This window comes from Trinickia sp. NRRL B-1857, assembly GCF_050470685.1.
Classification (GTDB): Bacteria; Pseudomonadota; Gammaproteobacteria; order Burkholderiales; family Burkholderiaceae; genus Trinickia.
The window spans coordinates 1-17063 of the sequence record NZ_JBFLUK010000019.1 but is presented as its reverse complement, the minus strand read 5'-3'; the positions used below and the strand labels follow the sequence as shown (position 1 = coordinate 17063).

23 protein-coding genes and 1 pseudogene are annotated in these 17063 nt (G+C 62.0%); 12 read left to right on the top strand and 12 right to left on the bottom strand.

Annotated elements, in window-relative coordinates:
* Window positions 1–594 precede the first annotated feature (594 nt).
* The 12 genes from AB1286_RS33175 (at window position 595) to AB1286_RS33120 (ending at window position 10514) form a co-directional block, all read left to right on the top strand.
* Window positions 595–1026, top strand: coding sequence for a hypothetical protein (locus tag AB1286_RS33175; RefSeq protein WP_430367426.1), 432 nt, complete (start codon window positions 595–597; stop codon window positions 1024–1026).
* A 131-nt stretch (window positions 1027–1157) separates the two neighbouring features.
* Window positions 1158–1532 carry a hypothetical protein gene (locus AB1286_RS33170; RefSeq protein ID WP_430367425.1) on the top strand — a complete coding sequence of 125 codons (375 nt, stop codon included), beginning with the start codon at window positions 1158–1160 and terminating at the stop codon, window positions 1530–1532.
* Between the two features lie 374 nt (window positions 1533–1906).
* Window positions 1907–2674 (top strand): hypothetical protein, encoded by a 768-nt coding sequence (locus tag AB1286_RS33165; RefSeq protein WP_430367424.1) that lies wholly within the window; start codon window positions 1907–1909, stop codon window positions 2672–2674.
* Window positions 2614–2781, top strand: a complete 168-nt coding sequence (locus tag AB1286_RS33160) for a hypothetical protein (protein ID WP_430367423.1) — start codon at window positions 2614–2616, stop codon at window positions 2779–2781. Before AB1286_RS33165 ends, AB1286_RS33160 begins: the two co-directional genes overlap by 61 nt.
* Window positions 2771–3523 (top strand): hypothetical protein, encoded by a 753-nt coding sequence (locus AB1286_RS33155; protein ID WP_430364936.1) that lies wholly within the window; start codon window positions 2771–2773, stop codon window positions 3521–3523. Before AB1286_RS33160 ends, AB1286_RS33155 begins: the two co-directional genes overlap by 11 nt.
* Window position 3524: 1 nt before the next feature.
* The gene (locus AB1286_RS33150) at window positions 3525–5519 is read left to right on the top strand and encodes a hypothetical protein (RefSeq protein WP_430364937.1); all 1995 of its coding nucleotides are present in this window, start codon (window positions 3525–3527) and stop codon (window positions 5517–5519) included.
* Window positions 5516–7756 (top strand): hypothetical protein, encoded by a 2241-nt coding sequence (locus AB1286_RS33145; protein WP_430364938.1) that lies wholly within the window; start codon window positions 5516–5518, stop codon window positions 7754–7756. The genes AB1286_RS33150 and AB1286_RS33145 overlap by 4 nt, the downstream gene beginning before the upstream one ends.
* Window positions 7757–7860: 104 nt before the next feature.
* Window positions 7861–8790, top strand: a complete 930-nt coding sequence (locus AB1286_RS33140) for a tail fiber domain-containing protein (RefSeq protein WP_430361331.1) — start codon at window positions 7861–7863, stop codon at window positions 8788–8790.
* Entirely contained in the window at window positions 8787–9257 is a 471-nt protein-coding gene (locus AB1286_RS33135; RefSeq protein WP_430361332.1) for a hypothetical protein, read from the top strand. The genes AB1286_RS33140 and AB1286_RS33135 overlap by 4 nt, the downstream gene beginning before the upstream one ends.
* A gap of 10 nt (window positions 9258–9267) precedes the next feature.
* Window positions 9268–9456: a hypothetical protein gene (locus AB1286_RS33130; RefSeq protein WP_430361333.1), complete on the top strand. Its 189-nt coding sequence runs from the start codon at window positions 9268–9270 to the stop codon at window positions 9454–9456.
* Window positions 9449–9931 carry a glycoside hydrolase family 108 protein gene (locus AB1286_RS33125; RefSeq protein WP_430361334.1) on the top strand — a complete coding sequence of 161 codons (483 nt, stop codon included), beginning with the start codon at window positions 9449–9451 and terminating at the stop codon, window positions 9929–9931. The genes AB1286_RS33130 and AB1286_RS33125 overlap by 8 nt, the downstream gene beginning before the upstream one ends.
* Before the next feature lies 1 nt (window position 9932).
* Entirely contained in the window at window positions 9933–10514 is a 582-nt protein-coding gene (locus AB1286_RS33120; protein ID WP_430361335.1) for a hypothetical protein, read from the top strand.
* A 9-nt stretch (window positions 10515–10523) separates the two neighbouring features.
* On the opposite strand, the gene AB1286_RS33115 is transcribed toward AB1286_RS33120, so the two are convergent.
* The 12 genes and pseudogenes from AB1286_RS33115 to AB1286_RS33060 all read right to left on the bottom strand — a co-directional run bounded on the left by AB1286_RS33115 (window position 10524) and on the right by AB1286_RS33060 (window position 17036).
* On the bottom strand, window positions 10524–10718 hold the full coding sequence (locus AB1286_RS33115) for a hypothetical protein (protein WP_430361336.1): 195 nt from the start codon (window positions 10716–10718) through the stop codon (window positions 10524–10526).
* Window positions 10719–10930: 212 nt separating this feature from the next.
* Entirely contained in the window at window positions 10931–11950 is a 1020-nt protein-coding gene (locus AB1286_RS33110) for a tyrosine-type recombinase/integrase (protein WP_430367427.1), read from the bottom strand.
* A complete protein-coding gene (locus AB1286_RS33105; protein WP_430364889.1) occupies window positions 11866–12189 on the bottom strand; it encodes an excisionase family DNA-binding protein in 324 nt (107 codons plus the stop codon). Before AB1286_RS33105 ends, AB1286_RS33110 begins: the two co-directional genes overlap by 85 nt.
* Window positions 12186–12818, bottom strand: a complete 633-nt coding sequence (locus AB1286_RS33100) for a hypothetical protein (RefSeq protein ID WP_430364890.1) — start codon at window positions 12816–12818, stop codon at window positions 12186–12188. The genes AB1286_RS33105 and AB1286_RS33100 overlap by 4 nt, the downstream gene beginning before the upstream one ends.
* Window positions 12815–13156 (bottom strand): hypothetical protein, encoded by a 342-nt coding sequence (locus AB1286_RS33095; protein WP_430364891.1) that lies wholly within the window; start codon window positions 13154–13156, stop codon window positions 12815–12817. Before AB1286_RS33095 ends, AB1286_RS33100 begins: the two co-directional genes overlap by 4 nt.
* Window positions 13153–13662 carry a hypothetical protein gene (locus AB1286_RS33090; protein ID WP_430364892.1) on the bottom strand — a complete coding sequence of 170 codons (510 nt, stop codon included), beginning with the start codon at window positions 13660–13662 and terminating at the stop codon, window positions 13153–13155. Before AB1286_RS33090 ends, AB1286_RS33095 begins: the two co-directional genes overlap by 4 nt.
* An 8-nt stretch (window positions 13663–13670) precedes the next feature.
* Window positions 13671–13928, bottom strand: coding sequence for a hypothetical protein (locus AB1286_RS33085; RefSeq protein WP_430364893.1), 258 nt, complete (start codon window positions 13926–13928; stop codon window positions 13671–13673).
* A 2-nt stretch (window positions 13929–13930) separates the two neighbouring features.
* Window positions 13931–14524, bottom strand: a complete 594-nt coding sequence (locus AB1286_RS33080) for a hypothetical protein (protein ID WP_430364894.1) — start codon at window positions 14522–14524, stop codon at window positions 13931–13933.
* A 91-nt stretch (window positions 14525–14615) separates the two neighbouring features.
* Window positions 14616–15464, bottom strand: a complete 849-nt coding sequence (locus AB1286_RS33075; protein ID WP_430364895.1) for a hypothetical protein — start codon at window positions 15462–15464, stop codon at window positions 14616–14618.
* Between the two features lie 27 nt (window positions 15465–15491).
* Complete coding sequence (locus tag AB1286_RS33070; protein ID WP_430364896.1) at window positions 15492–15680, bottom strand: hypothetical protein; 189 nt, start codon at window positions 15678–15680, stop codon at window positions 15492–15494.
* A complete protein-coding gene (locus AB1286_RS33065) occupies window positions 15677–16297 on the bottom strand; it encodes a 3'-5' exonuclease (RefSeq protein WP_430364897.1) in 621 nt (206 codons plus the stop codon). The genes AB1286_RS33070 and AB1286_RS33065 overlap by 4 nt, the downstream gene beginning before the upstream one ends.
* Before the next feature lie 53 nt (window positions 16298–16350).
* Window positions 16351–17036 (bottom strand): annotated as a pseudogene (locus AB1286_RS33060) (recombinase RecT).
* Between the last annotated feature and the right edge of the window lie 27 nt (window positions 17037–17063).

The following is a 17063-nucleotide window of genomic DNA, read 5'->3' as shown; positions in this document are numbered from 1 at the left end:
AATACGATGCAGTCGTGGTATCTGCCTGTCGGCCAGGTCGGCGGGGCGGCCGTGCTCTTCGATATCGGCGCGCAAACGATGCTCGGCGGCTATCTGATGGCTCGTGTACGTGGAACCTCGACAACACCGCGGGCCTGAATCCGTACATCATCTTCGTCACTTCGACCGGTGAGGCGGTGGCATATCAGGGCTCGGACCCGTCGCAGAGCTCGAGCTTCTCGATCGCCGGACGCTTTCGCATCGGCGCGCCAACAGGGCGCCCGCTTCTTCGAGAAGGTCGGCTCCGATCTCTATTTCATCGGCGCAGACGGCCTGACGCCATTTAGCAAAGCGCTCCTGACGGATCGATCGGAGCGCGGGATCACCCTCACGGAGAAGATCAGTCCCTCGGTCAATGCCGACGTGCAGGCATACGGGAGCAATTTCGGGTGGCAAGTCGTGCTCTACCCGGACGGCAATAAGCTCATCGTGAACGTGCCGGAGCAGAGGATGGCACCTCTCACCAGTACGTGATGAATACGATCACGAAGGCATGGTGCCGCTTTAACCGGCTGGAATGCCTTTTGTTTCGCGTACTTCAATAACGCCCTGTGGATGGGCGGCTTGAACTTCGTCGCGCAAGCGGACGTCGGCAACGACGATGGCGGCCTCGCAATCAATGCCGATATCAAGCGGCCTTCAACTATTTCGGCATGCGCGGTCAGGAGGAAGTATTTCAAGATGATGCGCCCCGTCTTCTTGACGAACGCGCAGTTCTCACCTCTCATCGATCTGTCGGTCGACTTCAGCAATGTGGTGCCGAGTTCGTCGCCATCGTTCACGAGCGGAAATGTCACGCCGTGGGATACGACTCCCTGGGATGCCGTTCCGTGGGGCGGTAGTCAAACCGTTCAGACCGACTGGGAAAGTATTGACGGTATCGGGTATGCGGCAACGTATCGGATGCGCACGCAAACGAAGGGCATGCAGTACTCCATCCAATCGGTCGACTTCATGTTCGAGCCGAAACGCACGCCTTCCCTCTGATTTTCCCGCTGCCTAGAATCGCTCCTGACCATCTCCATGCACGTCGGCCCGGCTGGGCCGCTGTAAAGGTGCGCACAGCTTAACGCGCGCCTTTTCACGTGCGATCCGCAGTGCGCACCAGGGACACCCTGATGAAGCGCATAGTGTGGAACGAACCCGAACGCGTCGCCCGATTCGTCGCCGCTCTGACTGGCGAGGATGAGTATCGCGCCTCGGTCGCGATCGGCCTCGAGTGCGACGGCGAGCTCGTCGCTGGCGTGGTTTATCAGCTCTATACAGGCCCGGGCGGCTCCCTGCTGATGCACGTCGCATCCGACGGCACTCGTCGCTGGATGACGCGGGCCTATCTCTCCGCATGCTTTCGCTATCCGTTCGTGCAAATGCGTTGCCGCCGCGTAACGGGCTCGTGCGCACCGATAACCTCGAGGCGCAACGCTTCGACGAACACCTCGGGTTCAAACGCGAAGGGCTGCTGCGTCAGGGCTGCACTGATGGAACCGACATGATCGTCTACGGCATGCTCGCAAGCGAGTGCCGATTCCTTGAAGGATAAACACCATGCGGCACTTGCTCGACCTGCCTGATCTGCCGGCGCTCGCCTTTCGTAAGGCGTTCGGCAAAAATCGACCGCCACGCTCGAGGGCGGCAAGGGAGGGGGCGGCGCGCCGAGCCCGCCCGATCCCTATACAGTCGCGGGCGCGACTACGCAAACGAACGAGAACACGGCGGCCTATAACAAGACGCTGAACCTCAATAATTATTCGAATCCGTTCGGCTCGCCAAAACTCGCAAGTGGTCGGCACGACCCGTCGACGGGCGCGCCATCTATCAAACGTCGATCAATGCAAGCGGCGGCCTGCAAAATCTCATCAATCAGTCGATGGGGAGCGCTGGTCAGGCCACGGGCTATGTCAACAATTCGCTATTCGGCCTGGGCGGAGTCAACAATCAGTTGGCGGGTGTGAATGCCTCGATCGACCCGAATGCCGCGCAAACCGCTGGCCAGAACGGCCAGAACGCAGCGTATGCGGCGCAGACGCAGTACCTCGACCCGCGCTTCTCGCAGGAACAGACGAGCCTCGAATCGCAGCTCGCGAACCAGGGCCTCACGTCCGGGTCGCAAGCCTACGACAACGCGATGAAGAACTTCAACTTGTCGAAGAATCAGGCCTATAGCGACGCAGCGAATCAATCGGTGCTCACCGGGCAGCAGATCGGCTCTCAGATGCTCAACAACGAGTTGTCGACGGCCGGCGAGAAAGCGAACATCCTGGGACAGCAAGGCGCGACATACGGCCAACAGGCATCGCTCGCTCAGTTGCCATATTCGCAACTCGGCTCGCTGGCGGCACTCGTGCCCGGCAATACCGGCACCGCCCAATCGGCCGCGCAACCCGCGAACATTGCCCAAGCGTTCCAGAATCAGTACCAGGGGCAGCTCGATCAGTACAACGCGCGCACGGGTGCATCCAATTCGATGATGGGCGGCCTGTTCGGTCTCGGAGCGCCGGCATGCTCGCCTATGCGATGTCAGATCGGCGCACGAAGACGGATATCGAAGCGGTCGGGGCATCGACGGCCGACGGCTTGCCGCTCTATCGATTCCGGTATCACTGGGATGCGCCGCACGTGCGCCATATCGGCGTAATGGCGGACGAGGCGCGCATGGTGCGCCCGGATGCGGTCGCAATCCACCCGAGCGGCTTCGACATGGTCGATTACACCAAACTCGCGGAGGCTCGCCATGCTGGGTGATATCGGCGATTTCGTTAGCGCGACCGCCCAAGAGATCGGCCACCACCCGTTGCAGGCGGCCGGGGCGGCTCTCGGCGTGCCCGGCTATGACCCGTTCTTCGGTGGCCTCTTCAACAATCATCCGGGCGGTGCGCTCCTGAGCCCTACGGGGAATTTCACGTCGAGCGCATGGGGCGATATGTACAAGGATAACCCGAATAGCACGGGTGCCTTGGACGCCTTCCACCGCGTAAATTCTGTCGCCGACGTCGTCGCGCCCATGATCGCGGGCGGCTACGCATCGGGCGCATTGGGCGGCACGGGGGGATCCTCGGGCTTTGCGAACGTGTTCGGAAATTCGGGCACCGATGCGCTCGGCCCGAGCAGCATTCAGGGAAGCGGGCCGCTCTTCGGCCTTGGCTCCGGCATGGGCGGTAGCACCTTGACGGGTACCGCGGCGCCCGAGATGGCTAGCGCCAGCCCGTATGCCGCATCGTTCGGCGGCTCTTCGATGGCTTATCCGTTCACGATGCCGACGAGTGATATGTCGCCGTGGCTGCGCATGGGCTCGCAACTCTTGCAGCAGCAGAGCCAGCAAGCGCAGCAGCGCGCACAGCAGTCGTCGAACCAACCTAACGGTATGCAGGGCTATGCTAATCCGCAGGCCGTGCTTCTTCCGTCCACCCCGGCGCCGACGATCAATCAGCAAATGATCGGCCGAATGATGCTCGCCAATGCTGCGGGCGCGATGGGAGGGTATTGATATGGCCGGTCCCGCCATGGGCTTAAACGTCCTCGCCAATCCGCTGCTCGCGACGCTCGATCCCGATCAGCAGCAAAGCCTCATGCAGTTGCAGCAGCAGCAAGCCATCGGGCAGGCGATGCTCGGTCAGGGCTTGCAGCCGCTCGATACGAGCAACCGCCAGGTGGGTGGCATGGGCTATCAAATCAGTCCGCTCGAAGGCGTCTCCAAGCTGCTCAATGCTTACCTCGGCAACAAGCTGATGATGGGCTCGCTCGGACAGCAAGCCCAGCTCATGAGCGGTATGTATAGGGGCGCCTTCGGCGGTTCGCCGCAGCCGGGCGCAGCATCGTCCCCAACCGGCGATTCGGGCGGCACGTTCTCCATGCCGCAGCCCGCGGGCGCCGACACAGCGACGCTGCAAGGGCCCAGCGCGGGGATGGGGATCGGCCAGCCGACGCCTGTTCAACTTGGGCAAGCGATGGTGGCGCAGACGCCCCAGGCTGCGGGATCGGGCGCTGGTCCGATGACGCTGCCCGGCTATACGCCGCAGGATTCCATGCTCCTCTATGCGATGCTTGGCCCGCAGGAATACGGAAAACTGCTCGAGGCGCGCACGGCGCCCACTGACGCGACCCGGATGGCATGGGCGGCGGGCGTCGATCCGCGCACTGCCAATGCAGGCGCGCTCTTCAAGAATAACTTCGTTGCACCGATTACCGGCACCGGGATCTTTCGCGATCCGCAGACGATGCAGCCCACGGCGTTCAATCCTGCGGTACCTGACGGCGCCACGCCACTCTTCGATGCGTCCGGCAACGTTGCGGCCGTGCAACCGTTGCAAGGCGCCGCTGGCGTCGCTTCAACGATGGCAGCAGCCAAGACGGCGGGCGAGGGTAGCCAATTGCCCTATGCCGGCGTCGATGCGGCCGGAAACCCGGTACCGGTTACGAATCGGACTGCTGCCGCGAATCAAGGCAGCACGCCGGCGGCCGCGCCAACGCTTCCCGGCATCTTCGCCCAGCAGGAATCGAGCGGCGGCAAGACGGCGCCTGACAACCCGTATCAGATCCAGCAGGCGACTTTTAATCGATTTGCGCAGCCTGGCGAATCGTGGGGGAACCCGGCCGATCGGAGCGCCGTCGCGCAGCGCGTTCTCGCGTCCTATGACCAGAAGTACGGCGGCGATCTCGGTCGCATCGCAACGGCCTATTTCTCTGGCGAGGGTAACGTCGCGCCCGCTGGCAGTCCCACGCCGTTCATCAAGAACACAGCCGATGCGAGTGGCAAGACTGTCGCGTCGTATGTCGGCGATATCCTCGGCCGCGCCGGAGGTTCGGGATTTGGGGGCGCCCCCGGTGGTCCCATCTACGCATCGGCGCCGCTCGGCGCGGGCGCGAAGGCCACGGCCGATGCGACGAATCAGTCGAACGAGCTTTCGCAAAAATGGACGGCGCTTGAAACCGCAAATAGCAAAGCGCAAAACACGATCTCATATCTTCAAAACATCAAGACGCTCGCGAGCAACGCCGCTGTCGGGCCGCAATCCGATCGCCTGAACTACATCAATGGCCTGCTCTCCCTCGCGGGCAGCGAGAAAGCCACCGACATGGTGACGGCCAACGACTTGCTCAACAAGTACAGCGGCCAGATCACGGCGGGCTTGAGCGCGAACGGAATGGGCACCGACGCGGCGCGCGCCATTCTGCAATCGGCTTATCCGAGCGCCCATATGAACCTGGGGGCAATCAACGAGGCGGTCGACAACCTCGTGGGCGCCCAGCAAATGACGCAGGCCAAGGCCCGCTTGCTCGCGCCGCTGCGTAATGCGAACGATTCGGCAGGCTATACGAACAAGGAACTCGCGTTCGATCAAAGCGCCGATCCGCGCATCTTCCAGTACGCGAACATTAAGGACCCGTCCGCACGGCAGGCATTCGCGAAGACGCTGATCCAGCAGGATCCTACGATCCCGCAAAAGATCCAGGCGCTCCAGCAGCTCGGGGTATTCAAATGACCGATCTCGCGGCTCAGTTTCTTGCCGATGCCGGAGCCGCTCCGGCGGCCGCATCAAGCGCGCCCGCAGCGGCGCCCACGGGGCTCGCAGCCCAGTTCATTGCCGATGCATCGGCCACGCCCGCGCCGGCCGCTCCTGCGCCTTCTGCTGCGCCCTCGGCGGCGAGCCAGGTTGGCCGCCAAGTCGGGTTGACCGCGCGTGCGGGCGTGACCGGGATTATGGCGCTTCCCTCCATGGTCGGCGACGCGCTCAATGCGGGCGTCAATTTCGGCATTCGTGGAATCAACGATCTCGCCGGCACGCAAATTCCGCAGCTCGCGCCCGTCTCGCAGTCCGTGCAAAACATCGAGACGGATGCGGGCCTTCCGGTGCCGAAGAACGCAACCGAGCGCGTCGTGCAGGATGCCGCTAGCGCCATGGCCGGCGTCTCGCCGTCGGTCGGCATCGGAAAGCTTTTGCTCGGCGCCGCGTCGCCCGTTGCTCAAGCCGTCGGCGCGGGTATGCAAGCGGTGCCCGGCGCCCAAATCGCGGGCGCGGCGGGTGCGGGGGCCGGGAGCGGCACGGCGCGCGAACTCGGCCTCGGGCCCGGCTATCAGATCGGCGCGGCACTTCTTGGGGGCGCGGCTGGTGTCGGCGCCGGCTCGCTTGCGTCGGCCGGCGTGCGCGCCGCGGCGAATCGCATGATGCCGGCGCCTTCGATCCCGCCGGCGGCCGCAGCTTCGCGCGCGGACAGCGCCGTCGAGCGAATGCTCAATGACCTCGGCCCGCAGGCGCGTCAGGCCTACGCACCGATGCAGCAGCCCGAGCCTGTTCCAGTAGGCCCCGCGCTTGGAGCGCCTGCGCCGAGCGATGGAGTGCAGGCGGCCGCGCCTGGGGCGCCGAATGTTCCAGCGCCGACGCAGCCCGCTGCCGCCCAGCCGATGCCCACCGCATCGAGCCAGTTCGGCACGTTTCAGCCGCTCCAGCAGCGCATTGCGCAAGCGATTCAGGAAAACCCGCAGGTAGATCCGGCGGCCGTGATGCGGGCGCAGGACTTTCAAACGCTCGGCATGCAGCCGACGCTCGGACAGATCACACGCGATCCGATTCAGTACGCCCAGGAAATGAACATTCGCGGCGCTCCGACGGGCGCGCCGATCGCAAATCGATTCAATCAGCAAAATGCGCAATTGCAACAGGCGCTGATGGGACTTACCGGCACACCTGCGGATGCCTATCAGGCGGGCGGCGCGATTAAGGGGGCACTCCAGTCGATCGATAATCAGATGGGGCAGCAGGTCAGCGACGCCTATGCGGCCGCGCGCGCCTCGAGCGGCAAGAATCTCGACGTCCCGCTGCAAGGTGTCGCCCAGGATTACGCGCAGGTCTTGAACGATTTCGGCGACAAGGTGCCGAGTGGCGTGCGCAACAATTTCAATCAGCTCGGGCTCATGGGGGGCACGCAGCAGAAGACTTTCTCGATCGAGAATGCCGAAAACCTGCTCAAAGTCATCAACGCCAATCAGAGCAATGATCCGGCGACTAATACAGCGCTCGGGCAACTCCGCAATAGCGTGAAGAACGCGATTCTTTCGGCCGACGACCAGGGCGGAGTATTTGCACCGGCCCGCGCGCTCGCTGCGCAGCGCTTCGCCCTACAGGATCAGATCCCGGCGCTGCAAGCCGCATCCGCCGACACCGTCGCGCCTGATGACTTCGTGAAGCGCTTCGTCGTTGGCGGCAAGACGGACGACGTCTCGGCGATGGCGCAATTGCTCCAGCAACACGCGCCGGATGCCTTCCAGGAGATGCGCAGCCAGATCGGCGCGCAACTCGCCGCGAAGGGCTTCGGCGCCAATCCTGCGGGCGATGCGCGGTTTAATCCGTCGCCTTATATGCAGCAGATGCAGGCTTTCGGCCCGACTAAGCTCGCGGCCTTCTATACGCCCGACGAACTCGCTCAACTGAACGCGATCGGGCGCGTCGGCGCGTATATGAATGCCTTCCCGTCTGCGGCGCCCGTCAATACGTCGAACACCGCCTCGGCGATCGCGTCGCTCGTAGGCGCGGGGGTGAAGAAGATTCCGTATGTGGGGGGCCTAGTCGACAACGCACAAAACCGCATGTTCGTGAATCGAGCCCTAGCCGCACGTCTATCGGATACGGCCGTCCAACAGCCCGGCGGTGCGCCGGCGCAGAGCGCGCTCGGCTCGCTTCTCTTGAACTCGGCGCAGCGAACGCCAAGCGGAAACCCCTGATTTGAGGATCACGTAAATGGCCACACACATGATCGGTGCGAGGGCAGTGATGGAATTTTGCATAGGGGGTCACCATGCCGTTTAACGGTTCGGGGCAGTTCAACTTGATCTACAACTGGCAGAACGACGCTGCCCAGGGTTTAGATATTAGCTCATCGCGCATGCAAGGCCAGGATGCCGATATTGCGTCGGGCCTGTCGAACTGCATTACGAAGGACGGCCAGCAAACGGCAACGGCGAATCTGCCGATGGGCGGCTTCCGGCATACGAATGTAGCGAATGCTCAATATCCCACCGAGTATGCGACGGTTTCCCAAGTGCAAAGTGCCGGGCTGACGTTACTCGGAGGGAGCGCCGGAAGTGCGACCTTTCCGTCACTGGAAATTTCAACGTCATCCGGCTTGACGCTTAGCACCATTTCTGGCGGCAACACAGCCCCCATCAAGTTCGGGGATGGCACCGGCTGGAAACTGCCGTTTCAGATAGCGACGGGGGCTAATGCCGGCAATACGTTCGCGACGATATCTGACCTGGGATCGCTGTCGCTTGACGGAAACGCCTCGTTGAATTCCACCGGATCGACAAGCCCTAGCCTCATTTTGAATGCGAACGGCTATTCACCGTCCATGCGATCGAACTCGGGAAACGCGACGATCCAGTTTCTCAATTCAGCGGGTTCGCTGGTTACGCTGTCTATCGACAACACGGGCAACGTCGTGGCAAACGGCGTTGTCAGCGGGTCAAATATCACGGGCAGTTCTGACGAGCGTCTTAAGGAAGATTGGCGCCCGATGGCGCGCGACTTTCTGGAGCGCATGGCCGGCGTGCTGCATGGCACCTTTTCATGGAAGAAAGACCGGATCAGGAGCGCGGGCGTCGGCGCGGCGTCGCTGCGCGAGGTGTTCCCAGAGGCGGTGCATGAGGATGCGGAAGGCATGCTCTCGGTCGCATATGGCCACGCCGCACTCGTCACGGTGCTCGAGCTTATCCCGTGCGTATTGCGCTTGCTTGAAGAGCACGGAGAAACGCCGTGACGCTTCCAGCCTCGTTCCCGTTTTCCATGTCCGATGTCGCGACCGAACTCGGCCTTACATTGCCGCTGTCGATAAATCACCCTTGGGTGATCGCGCTGGCATTCAAAAGCGCACTGCCTGTCAGTTTTAGCGACCTACTCGGCCAGTCCGGCCATTTCGACGGAAATGTCACCGGAAATGGGGGCGGCGGCACCAGTTCGGCTCCATTTCCGACCGGATCTAAATTCTTTGGCGGCACGCTTTCGGTGATAACCGATCAGTCCGGTTCGATCACGCTCAGTTTTCTCATTCCGCCTGGCGGCGTCTATCCGAACTGGACAGGAAATATCAAAGTGGTGAATGTGACCGCGGGCCTTAGCGTCGTGCTCACAAAATCAAATCTAAGCACTTGGGTCGGGACCGGAAGTGCGAGCCTGGTCCCGCCGAACGGCACCGCTAATCACCTGACGGTTTATCCGTCAACCTAACGGGGAAAATATGCATAAAGAAATGGTCGCGGCGGCCACGAACGGCACAGCGAGTGCGGTCGGCGTAACAAGCTCGTGGTGGCTCTGGCTCATCGATCCCAATTCGGCGCATATCGTGACGCTGCTCACGGTCATCCTCATCCTGTCGCAGCTCGTATGGGGATGGCGCAAGTTTTTCAGCGAGGCCCGCAATGACTAGCTTCGACGACGCTTTCGATGCGCTCATCGGCAACGAGGGCGGCTTTGTAGATAACCCGAAGGACCCCGGCGGCGCGACCTGCTGGGGTGTTACCGAGCGCGTCGCGCGTGCGCAGGGCTATGCCGGGCCGATGCGAGATCTGCCCCGCGACACCGCCAAGGCGATTGCCAAAAAACTCTATTGGGATCCGTTGCATCTCGACGAGTTCGACCCGCGCGTGGGGTTCCAAATCTTCGATGCGAACTACAACGGCGGCCACCCCGTGATCTGGATGCAGGGCGCGGCGGCCACGCCCGTCGACGGGCTGCTCGGGCCCGCGACGATTTTCGCCGTGCGCGCAACCGATCCGCTCAAGTTCATCTTGCGCTGGAACTCGCTGCGCCTGCGCTACTACACGTCGCTGAAAACGTGGTCGACGTTCGGCAAGGGCTGGACCAATCGCATCGCCGACAACCTGAAACGAGGAGCAAACTGACATGCCGCTTATCCCTATCGCTATGGCGCTCGCCCAATTCGCGCCCATGATCGCGGGCCTCTTCGGTGGATCCAAGGCCGAGGCGGTCGCGCAACACGTCGTGGGCATCGCTCAGACCGTCACCGGACAGTCAGCGCCGGATGCCGCACTCGCAGCGATCCAGGCCGATCCGAATCTGGCCATGCAGTTCCAAAAGGCCGTGCTCGAGCAGCAGGCGCACCTCGCCGAGATCGCGGCCGACGTCGAGAAAGCCGAATTGGCGGCCGACACGGCGAATACCGCAGCCATCAATCAAACGATGCAGACCGAGGCGAAGGCGGATCACTGGCCGACGTATAGCTGGCGTCCGTTCGTCGGCTTCTGCTTCGGGTTACTCGGGTTGGCATCCGGTGTCACTGTCGCGATCGCATATCTCGGCGTGATGTTCTTTCGCGTCAATCCCGGAGTACTCGGCCAGTTGCCGGGGATGCTCGGCGCCGAGGCGGCCGTGATGGCTACCATGGCGCCGGTGCTCGGGATCGCCAGCTACTTCCGCGGGAAGATGCAGGCGAACCCGTTACTACCTACCGATAATCGGGGCTAGCGCGCCCCGTTAGTGCGTGCCGGCCGATTGGCTGGCGGCACACGTAGGCGCCGTCGGCCCGGTCGTCTCGCATGGCCGCAGCGGGATAGGGTAGACGGCCTTCGGGACGACTTCTTGGCCGCTGCCGTCGCTGCCGCCACCCCCGCAGGCCGATAAGGCCGCGGTGGTGAGAATGAGAACGAGGGTGAGGGTGGTCTTCTTCATTTGGTATGGTCCTGTGTGGCATGTGACCAAAACGTGACCGCACCGATACAATACGGTCCCGAAAGGCCCTAAAAATCTGAAAGTCGGTCAAATCCCGTTTGCTGACCGGCGCGGGGTTTGTGTTTAAAAATCATTGTGTTAGCTGATATGCCTAGCTCTTGTGGGGCGATAGGCTAGCTGAACACCTACTTTCCTGTGCTTCCCGCGAGGCCTTATGCGACAAGGCTTTGCGGACTTTCTTCATTCACCTCCTTCGGGTTCTGTGCCCAAATTGTGACCGTCGCGGCGTGCTCTGCCAGATGGTCCGGCGCCAGGTGCGCGTACCGCAAAACGTGCTCATACTTTGACCAACCGCCTAGCTCCATCAAACGATTTAGCGGCGTGCCGCTTTGCACATGCCAGCTCGCCCAGGTATGCCGCACGTCGTGAAATCGGAAGTGCTCGAGTTCGGCCCGCGCGACGGCGCGATTCCACTGTGCCAAATCCCATCTAATGATCGGCTTGCCTCGGCGCGAGAAGACCCGCGTTTGATGCTTGCCGATCTGCCTACGGATAACCTCGACCGCCTCGTCGTTCAGTGGAATACCGATCGATTTGCGCGCCTTCGCCTGGTCCGGGTGAATCCATGCGCGGCGCTTGATGAGGTCAACCTGTGACCATTCGAGGTCGAGCAGGTTGGATTGCCGCAGCCCAGTCGCAAAGGCCAGCGTCGTTACGTCGCGCATCCACGGCGAGTGGATTGCCTGTAAAAGCCGCTGCGCTTCCTCCCGGGTGATCCACCTGATGCGCTTATTGTCGACGGCCAGATTGGGCAGCTTCGGCGCGCTGGCGATCCACCCCCACTCGTCGGCGGCCATGTTGAACATCGACCGGATTGTGCTCAGGTAGAGATTCTTCGTGGCCCGGCTGACTGGCGAGACTTCGCGTTTCTTGCGTTGGTTCACTTGCGGCAGTGCTTCGTAGATTTCATCGCGTGTTATCGAGGCTAGATCGCGGCCCGAAAATTTCTCTCTGAAATGCCGCATATGTAACCTCTTGTTCCTGAAATCAGGCTGTTCCGCCTTCTCATTCATGAACCGTACTACCGCCTCGCCGAACGTTCGCTTGGGCTTTTCGCCCATTTTCGAGACGCGCCACAAGTCGTGTTTCAGCTTGTCGTGATACTCCTGAGCCTCCTTTCGGTTGGTCGTCCCAGTAGTCTGTCTAACTCGGCCTCCACCTGGCGCGCGGATGTCGACATGCCAGATGTCCGAGCCTTTACGCTTACGGATTGACATTTGTTGCCCTCCTGTTCCGTCCGCGCCGGTCGGTCGGAATTGTACTCTGTCGCCGATTTGAGCTTTTCCAGCCAGATCCGCCATTGCGACCCGACCCGGAAGAAGCCCATTTCTTCCTTGTGTGCGTAGATGGTGGAATAGGACACGCCTAGTAGGGCGGCCGCTTCCTTCAGGCTTAGGGCGCGCTCGGTCATTGCTTGATCCTTTTGAATTCAACTACCCATACGAACGGATTAGCGTCCCAGCCGTGGCCGCGCGCGGCGTTCAGGCTGTCCCAAAGCTCGCGGTACTTCGCGACGCAACCCTCGACCGGATCGACTCGCCACGCGGCGCGGCGCGGATCACGAATGCCCTCGGCGATCGCATCTTCCCAATCGATTGCCTGCAACCGCTCGATGCGCACGCCAGTCACTTCGAGCGTGATGCGCGAGGCCCAGCGCGGCATGAACATCGCGGGCCGATATTTGCCGATCCATGGCGCATCGACCGAGATGTCATCGAACACCGCCCAATCGTTATCGTCGTTGCAGGCATGGCCGCCGGCCTCATACATGACCGTCATCGTGCGCACGGGCAGATCACGCGGCGCGGTGCCGTTCCACTTTTGCGAGACGCGCCACGGCTCTCGACCCCAAAGGCGATCGCCGGCGTAGCCATATGGGCTCAGACCGTTCTCAGGCTTTGCCACAAACTCAGGCGTGAACACTCCGGGCTGGAGCCATTCGAGCGCCGTTCCTCGCACGACGCGCCGCGTCTGCGTCTTACGGCCTTCTACGACGGCGAGCGCCATTTCGACATTGAAAGGGATAGGCCGCTCCTTCATCGCCCCCTCCCCATCATCGCGAGCTCGACGCGCGTGCGAATCAGCGCGTCATAGCCGAGCATTGTCGAGCGCAGGTCGGGCGGGTATGCCGGGCCGGCGACGCTCGTCGTCAGTTTGACCGGCGCGCGGCGGATGATTCGAGCCCAGCAGTACGTGCGATCTTCCTGCCGGATGCGCTCGATCTGACCAGCTTTGCGCAGGCGGCATAGGAGGTCCTGCATGTATTGCTTCGGCACTTTGAACGCAGCTGCGAGGTCGGGGGACGTATAGAGCCGGTCGGGCTCCATATGCTCGAGCACGTGATCAATCGACGCGTGCGGGTATTTGATGGGCATCATGACGAGGACCCCTCCTTCTTAGCGATAGCACGGATGTGCGTCGGCGCAAAGACGGGCACCAAATTCCATACCAGTGTCCCTTTTGTGAGCGATCTGCTCCCGTCGCAGTGCTGACAATTAATCGTCACGTCACGCGAGTCCGGGCCGCTGTCGCTTTGCGTTATCTCTTCGCCCGATCCCTCACAACGAGGGCAAACTGCATCGCAATCCTGTGGGTCGGTCGATCGTGCAACGTCCTGCGCGCCGTCGGCAGGCTCATATGTCGCTGCGAAGATATCGGGCTTGCAGGGGTAGTGCTCGCCTTTAATGCCAGTGATGATCCAATCCCCGGGATTCACCACGTGGCCGCCTTCGAGCGTTTTGACCCAGCCACAGAGCTGCCATGGAACTCCCGGCGTAATGCCTGCGGCTTGCTCTAAGGTCGCGGGACGCACGGCCGGATGATCGCCATGCTGCCGCCATTGCGTGGCCTCGATGACAACCGGCTTCTTACGGTACTGGCTCATCTCTATCCTCATTTGAAAAAGTCGCGCTGCCGCTCACCGCCGGTTTCTGCGAGGTGCGTCGGACAGAAATGCACGTCGCCTCCGATCTGATGCGCGTGCGCCGCGCACAGGTGCCGATCGCAGGTCTTGCCGCCCTTCACGCGGTGATCGCATTGAAAGCCGCTCGGCGCGTTGCAGCCGGGTACCGAGCACCGCGGCGCGCGGCGCTTGCTCGTGCATACGATTCCCGTGATGCCGTCGCGCGTGCGAAAGGGCGTGCAGGGCATCGCTATCGCGCCAGTTCAAGAAATGCGTGGAGCGCGAGCACTTGCGCATCGCTCAGATCCACGACGTTGTCGTTGGCGCGGATGGTCAGATTTCCCGCGGCCCATTGGATGATTTGCAGCGCTCCGACACATAGCGAAGCCGACACAGTCGCGTCATTGCCCGCGATCTTCGGCGGCCTCGGCACGCGCTTCGGCTGTTCGATTGGCTTTTCGGTAGACGGCTCGGCCGGCGCGGGTTGCCTGCTTTCTCCCGCCTTGAGCATCGTGCCATCGCGCACGATGCGGCCATCTTTCAGCGCCGTTTTCAGGTACGTGCTGACGTGGTCGCGCCTGATACCAAGCATTTCCGCGACGCGTGCCGCGTCCGATGGGCCGTTTTGGCGAAGAAATGCAATAGCTCGGTCGACCTTCGTTCCGGTCGCGCCGAGTTCCGCGCCGACCTCTCGCAACTCATTGACGACGCTGACCTTGCCGAACGCTGACGCCGGGGGCGCTGACGGAAATCCGCCCGCGCTTTTCTGCTGGCTGGGTTGATCGTCGTCCAGATCGGGCGCCCCTGGATCGGCGCTCGGAAAAAGGTTGGCAGCAGTCGCCATGAGAATCTCCAAAAAGCTGGCCGTCGTGCTGACCGGCCATCAAGGACCGCGCGCCTAATCCGAGGGCCAACGACGCGCGGCTGAGAGGTGGTTACGCTTCTTCCGGTTCGCCTTCGATGGGATCGCCGTCGGGATTGCTTTGCTCTTGGGCGATGCGCTTGTTGTATTCATCGGCGGGTGAGCCGGGCTGTGCATTCGGGAACGGCCAAGCGGCCTCGGGCGGCAAGCCGCGCGATTTCTTCGTGCTTACCTTGGCGTCGCTATTGACCTTCCCGCGCGCTAGATCGCTGCCTGCGAACGGGTCTTCTCGCGGCTCGTTGCCGCTTTGCTCGCGTTCGTCGCCCTCGTCACCATCGGTGGATTGGCTATCGCCCTCGGCATCGCCGCCCGACTGCTGCGACATACCCGGCAAGTTCTGTTGATCGCCCGTGTCGGGCGGCTGGATCGAAACCGGCACGTCTGTTTGCAGCAGCTCGTCGATCTTTCCCTTCTCGTGCGCCGTCGGGTGGACGATCGCCTTGCATTTGACGAGCACGATCGCGAGGTCCTTGGGAAGCACCTGGAACGCGCTGACCTTGGCATCGTCAAGCACAATGTGCGACCGCTCCGTGTTGCCGGTATGCAGCGTGAGCACCCAGCCGGTGAGTTCGCCCGGCACGTCGATCCATTGCTGCCACCATGAGAACCGCAATTGCGAGATGCCGTCGGTCACGCTCGACGTATCGATCTCGGTCTGCCCCGCCTTGTTCACGCTGGCCGATGTGGGCTTGCGATAGAACGAGTCGCGCAGGCCCTCGACCATGCGATCGAGGACGGTATTCGACATCGCGAACTCGAAGATGATCGAGTGCGCCGGGCGCTTCTTTTTCTTGCCATGCTTCTCCATGATGGGCGTCACCGAAGTGATTTTCGCCATCGCTTTTTCGATCTGGACATACATGCGGGTTCTCCTAGGGAGGGGCGGCACTTACTTCGGCAACCGGCCGTCGATATCGCGAATACGCGCGACGAGGCGGTCGGGCACGTGGATGACTTCTACGTCGTTCTCGATCGCGCGTATCGCCGGGCGCAGTGATTCGCGGTCAATCGGGTCGAGCGTTTCAAGATGCGGCGCGATGCGTGCGAGCGCTTGGCGCAGGGGGCAGTCAATGGTCACGCGGCCACCTTCGCGCGATGAGCCAAAATGCCGAAGTAGACCGCTTTGCAAGCTGCTAAATCGACCGCTGCGTTGTGCGCGCCCTCGAGCTTCGTGCCAGTGAAGAACTCGTAGGCCTCGCCGAGATTTGGCGACTTGGGCTTGTTGAACCCGGCGGCGATCATCTTGGGCGTCGGCGCAAGGTTGAGGATGCCGATGCTGTTCGCTTGCGTGCAAAACACTTCTCCCGCTTTCCAGTCTTCGTGGAATCCGTGATCGCCGCCGAACAATCGAGATGCTTCGATACGCACGAGACGCTGATCGAACGACTCGTTATGCGCAACGCGCAACTCGGCCGCGCTCCACATGAGAATGAAGGTATTGAGCGCGCTCGAGATCGGGTGGCCGAAGCGCTGCGCGAGCTCGTTCGTGATGCCGGTTAGCTTCTCGAGTTCGGCCGGGATCGTCCAGCCTTCCGGCTCGATCAGAACGTCCATGAATGCCAGCGTGCGGCCGCTATCCGCGTCGCACAGCTCGGCCGCGAGTTGCGTGATATGCGGCTGGCCCGGATGGTTGGACGGCTCGCGCCACAAGGGCAAGCCGTTCGTCTCGGTGTCGTAGAAGAGAATGGGTTTCATCGCTTAGGCTCCGAGCAAAGCTTCTTTCCGGTCTTGGAATGCCTGCTCGAGCTTCACGTATTGATCCTTGGAAGATCGCGGCCGCTATCGAGCGCGAGCGCGGCAAGCTCCACGTCATTGGCCTTCTGAATCTGCGCAAGCAAATCGTCATACGCCGGTAGTGTGTTCTCGGCCTGCTGCGCACGTTGGTCGGTAATCTCTCCGGTTGACTGGTCGACAGCGCTCGATTCGTCGTCGACGGTCGTGAATTGGCCGTCGATGATGGCGCCGTTATCTTGCGAGAGGCCCGCTTCGGCGCGCTCGTCCAGACCCACAGCCATTTGGATTTCGATGCTCACGGGCAAGAACTTGAACAGGCGGCGCACTACCGTCTTGAGCGCCATTGCCGAATAGTCCGTTTTCCAGGGGCCGTTATCGGATGCCTTGCTCCGAGCGCGGATTGCATCGATCTCGGCGCGGCTCATTACATCGAATTGGATGCCACCATCTTTGAGCTTCGCTACTGCGTAGACGAATTGCAGCTTGGCGGGGTCGGCCCGGTTCGCGTTGTTCCAGTCCGGCTCATGCTCGATGTGCGGATCAAGCCCGAGGCGACAATCGAACTTGTCGCCCTCGTAGACGGCGCGGGCGTCGATGCTGATGATTTGCCCGAGCGTCGCGCGAGATCGATCATGCCGCGGTAGCCGATGATGAGTTGCGCCTCGGTATAGGCAGTTTTCCATTGATTTCCGTCCTTCACCCGCTTGTCGTACGGGAGGATATAGGC

What these genes read in the sequence shown, in the direction of transcription:
- AB1286_RS33175 (WP_430367426.1), top strand. Translation starts at nt 595, where the DNA reads ATGGGCGGCTTGAACTTCGTCGCGCAAGCGGACGTCGGCAACGACGAT.
- AB1286_RS33170 (WP_430367425.1), top strand. Translation starts at nt 1,158, where the DNA reads ATGAAGCGCATAGTGTGGAACGAACCCGAACGCGTCGCCCGATTCGTC.
- AB1286_RS33165 (WP_430367424.1), top strand. Translation starts at nt 1,907, where the DNA reads ATGGGGAGCGCTGGTCAGGCCACGGGCTATGTCAACAATTCGCTATTC.
- AB1286_RS33155 (WP_430364936.1), top strand. Translation starts at nt 2,771, where the DNA reads ATGCTGGGTGATATCGGCGATTTCGTTAGCGCGACCGCCCAAGAGATC.
- AB1286_RS33150 (WP_430364937.1), top strand. Translation starts at nt 3,525, where the DNA reads ATGGCCGGTCCCGCCATGGGCTTAAACGTCCTCGCCAATCCGCTGCTC.
- AB1286_RS33145 (WP_430364938.1), top strand. Translation starts at nt 5,516, where the DNA reads ATGACCGATCTCGCGGCTCAGTTTCTTGCCGATGCCGGAGCCGCTCCG.
- AB1286_RS33130 (WP_430361333.1), top strand. Translation starts at nt 9,268, where the DNA reads ATGCATAAAGAAATGGTCGCGGCGGCCACGAACGGCACAGCGAGTGCG.
- AB1286_RS33125 (WP_430361334.1), top strand. Translation starts at nt 9,449, where the DNA reads ATGACTAGCTTCGACGACGCTTTCGATGCGCTCATCGGCAACGAGGGC.
- AB1286_RS33120 (WP_430361335.1), top strand. Translation starts at nt 9,933, where the DNA reads ATGCCGCTTATCCCTATCGCTATGGCGCTCGCCCAATTCGCGCCCATG.
- AB1286_RS33115 (WP_430361336.1), bottom strand. Translation starts at nt 10,718, where the DNA reads ATGAAGAAGACCACCCTCACCCTCGTTCTCATTCTCACCACCGCGGCC.
- AB1286_RS33105 (WP_430364889.1), bottom strand. Translation starts at nt 12,189, where the DNA reads ATGACCGAGCGCGCCCTAAGCCTGAAGGAAGCGGCCGCCCTACTAGGC.
- AB1286_RS33100 (WP_430364890.1), bottom strand. Translation starts at nt 12,818, where the DNA reads ATGAAGGAGCGGCCTATCCCTTTCAATGTCGAAATGGCGCTCGCCGTC.
- AB1286_RS33095 (WP_430364891.1), bottom strand. Translation starts at nt 13,156, where the DNA reads ATGATGCCCATCAAATACCCGCACGCGTCGATTGATCACGTGCTCGAG.
- AB1286_RS33090 (WP_430364892.1), bottom strand. Translation starts at nt 13,662, where the DNA reads ATGAGCCAGTACCGTAAGAAGCCGGTTGTCATCGAGGCCACGCAATGG.
- AB1286_RS33085 (WP_430364893.1), bottom strand. Translation starts at nt 13,928, where the DNA reads ATGCCCTGCACGCCCTTTCGCACGCGCGACGGCATCACGGGAATCGTA.
- AB1286_RS33080 (WP_430364894.1), bottom strand. Translation starts at nt 14,524, where the DNA reads ATGGCGACTGCTGCCAACCTTTTTCCGAGCGCCGATCCAGGGGCGCCC.
- AB1286_RS33075 (WP_430364895.1), bottom strand. Translation starts at nt 15,464, where the DNA reads ATGTATGTCCAGATCGAAAAAGCGATGGCGAAAATCACTTCGGTGACG.
- AB1286_RS33065 (WP_430364897.1), bottom strand. Translation starts at nt 16,297, where the DNA reads ATGAAACCCATTCTCTTCTACGACACCGAGACGAACGGCTTGCCCTTG.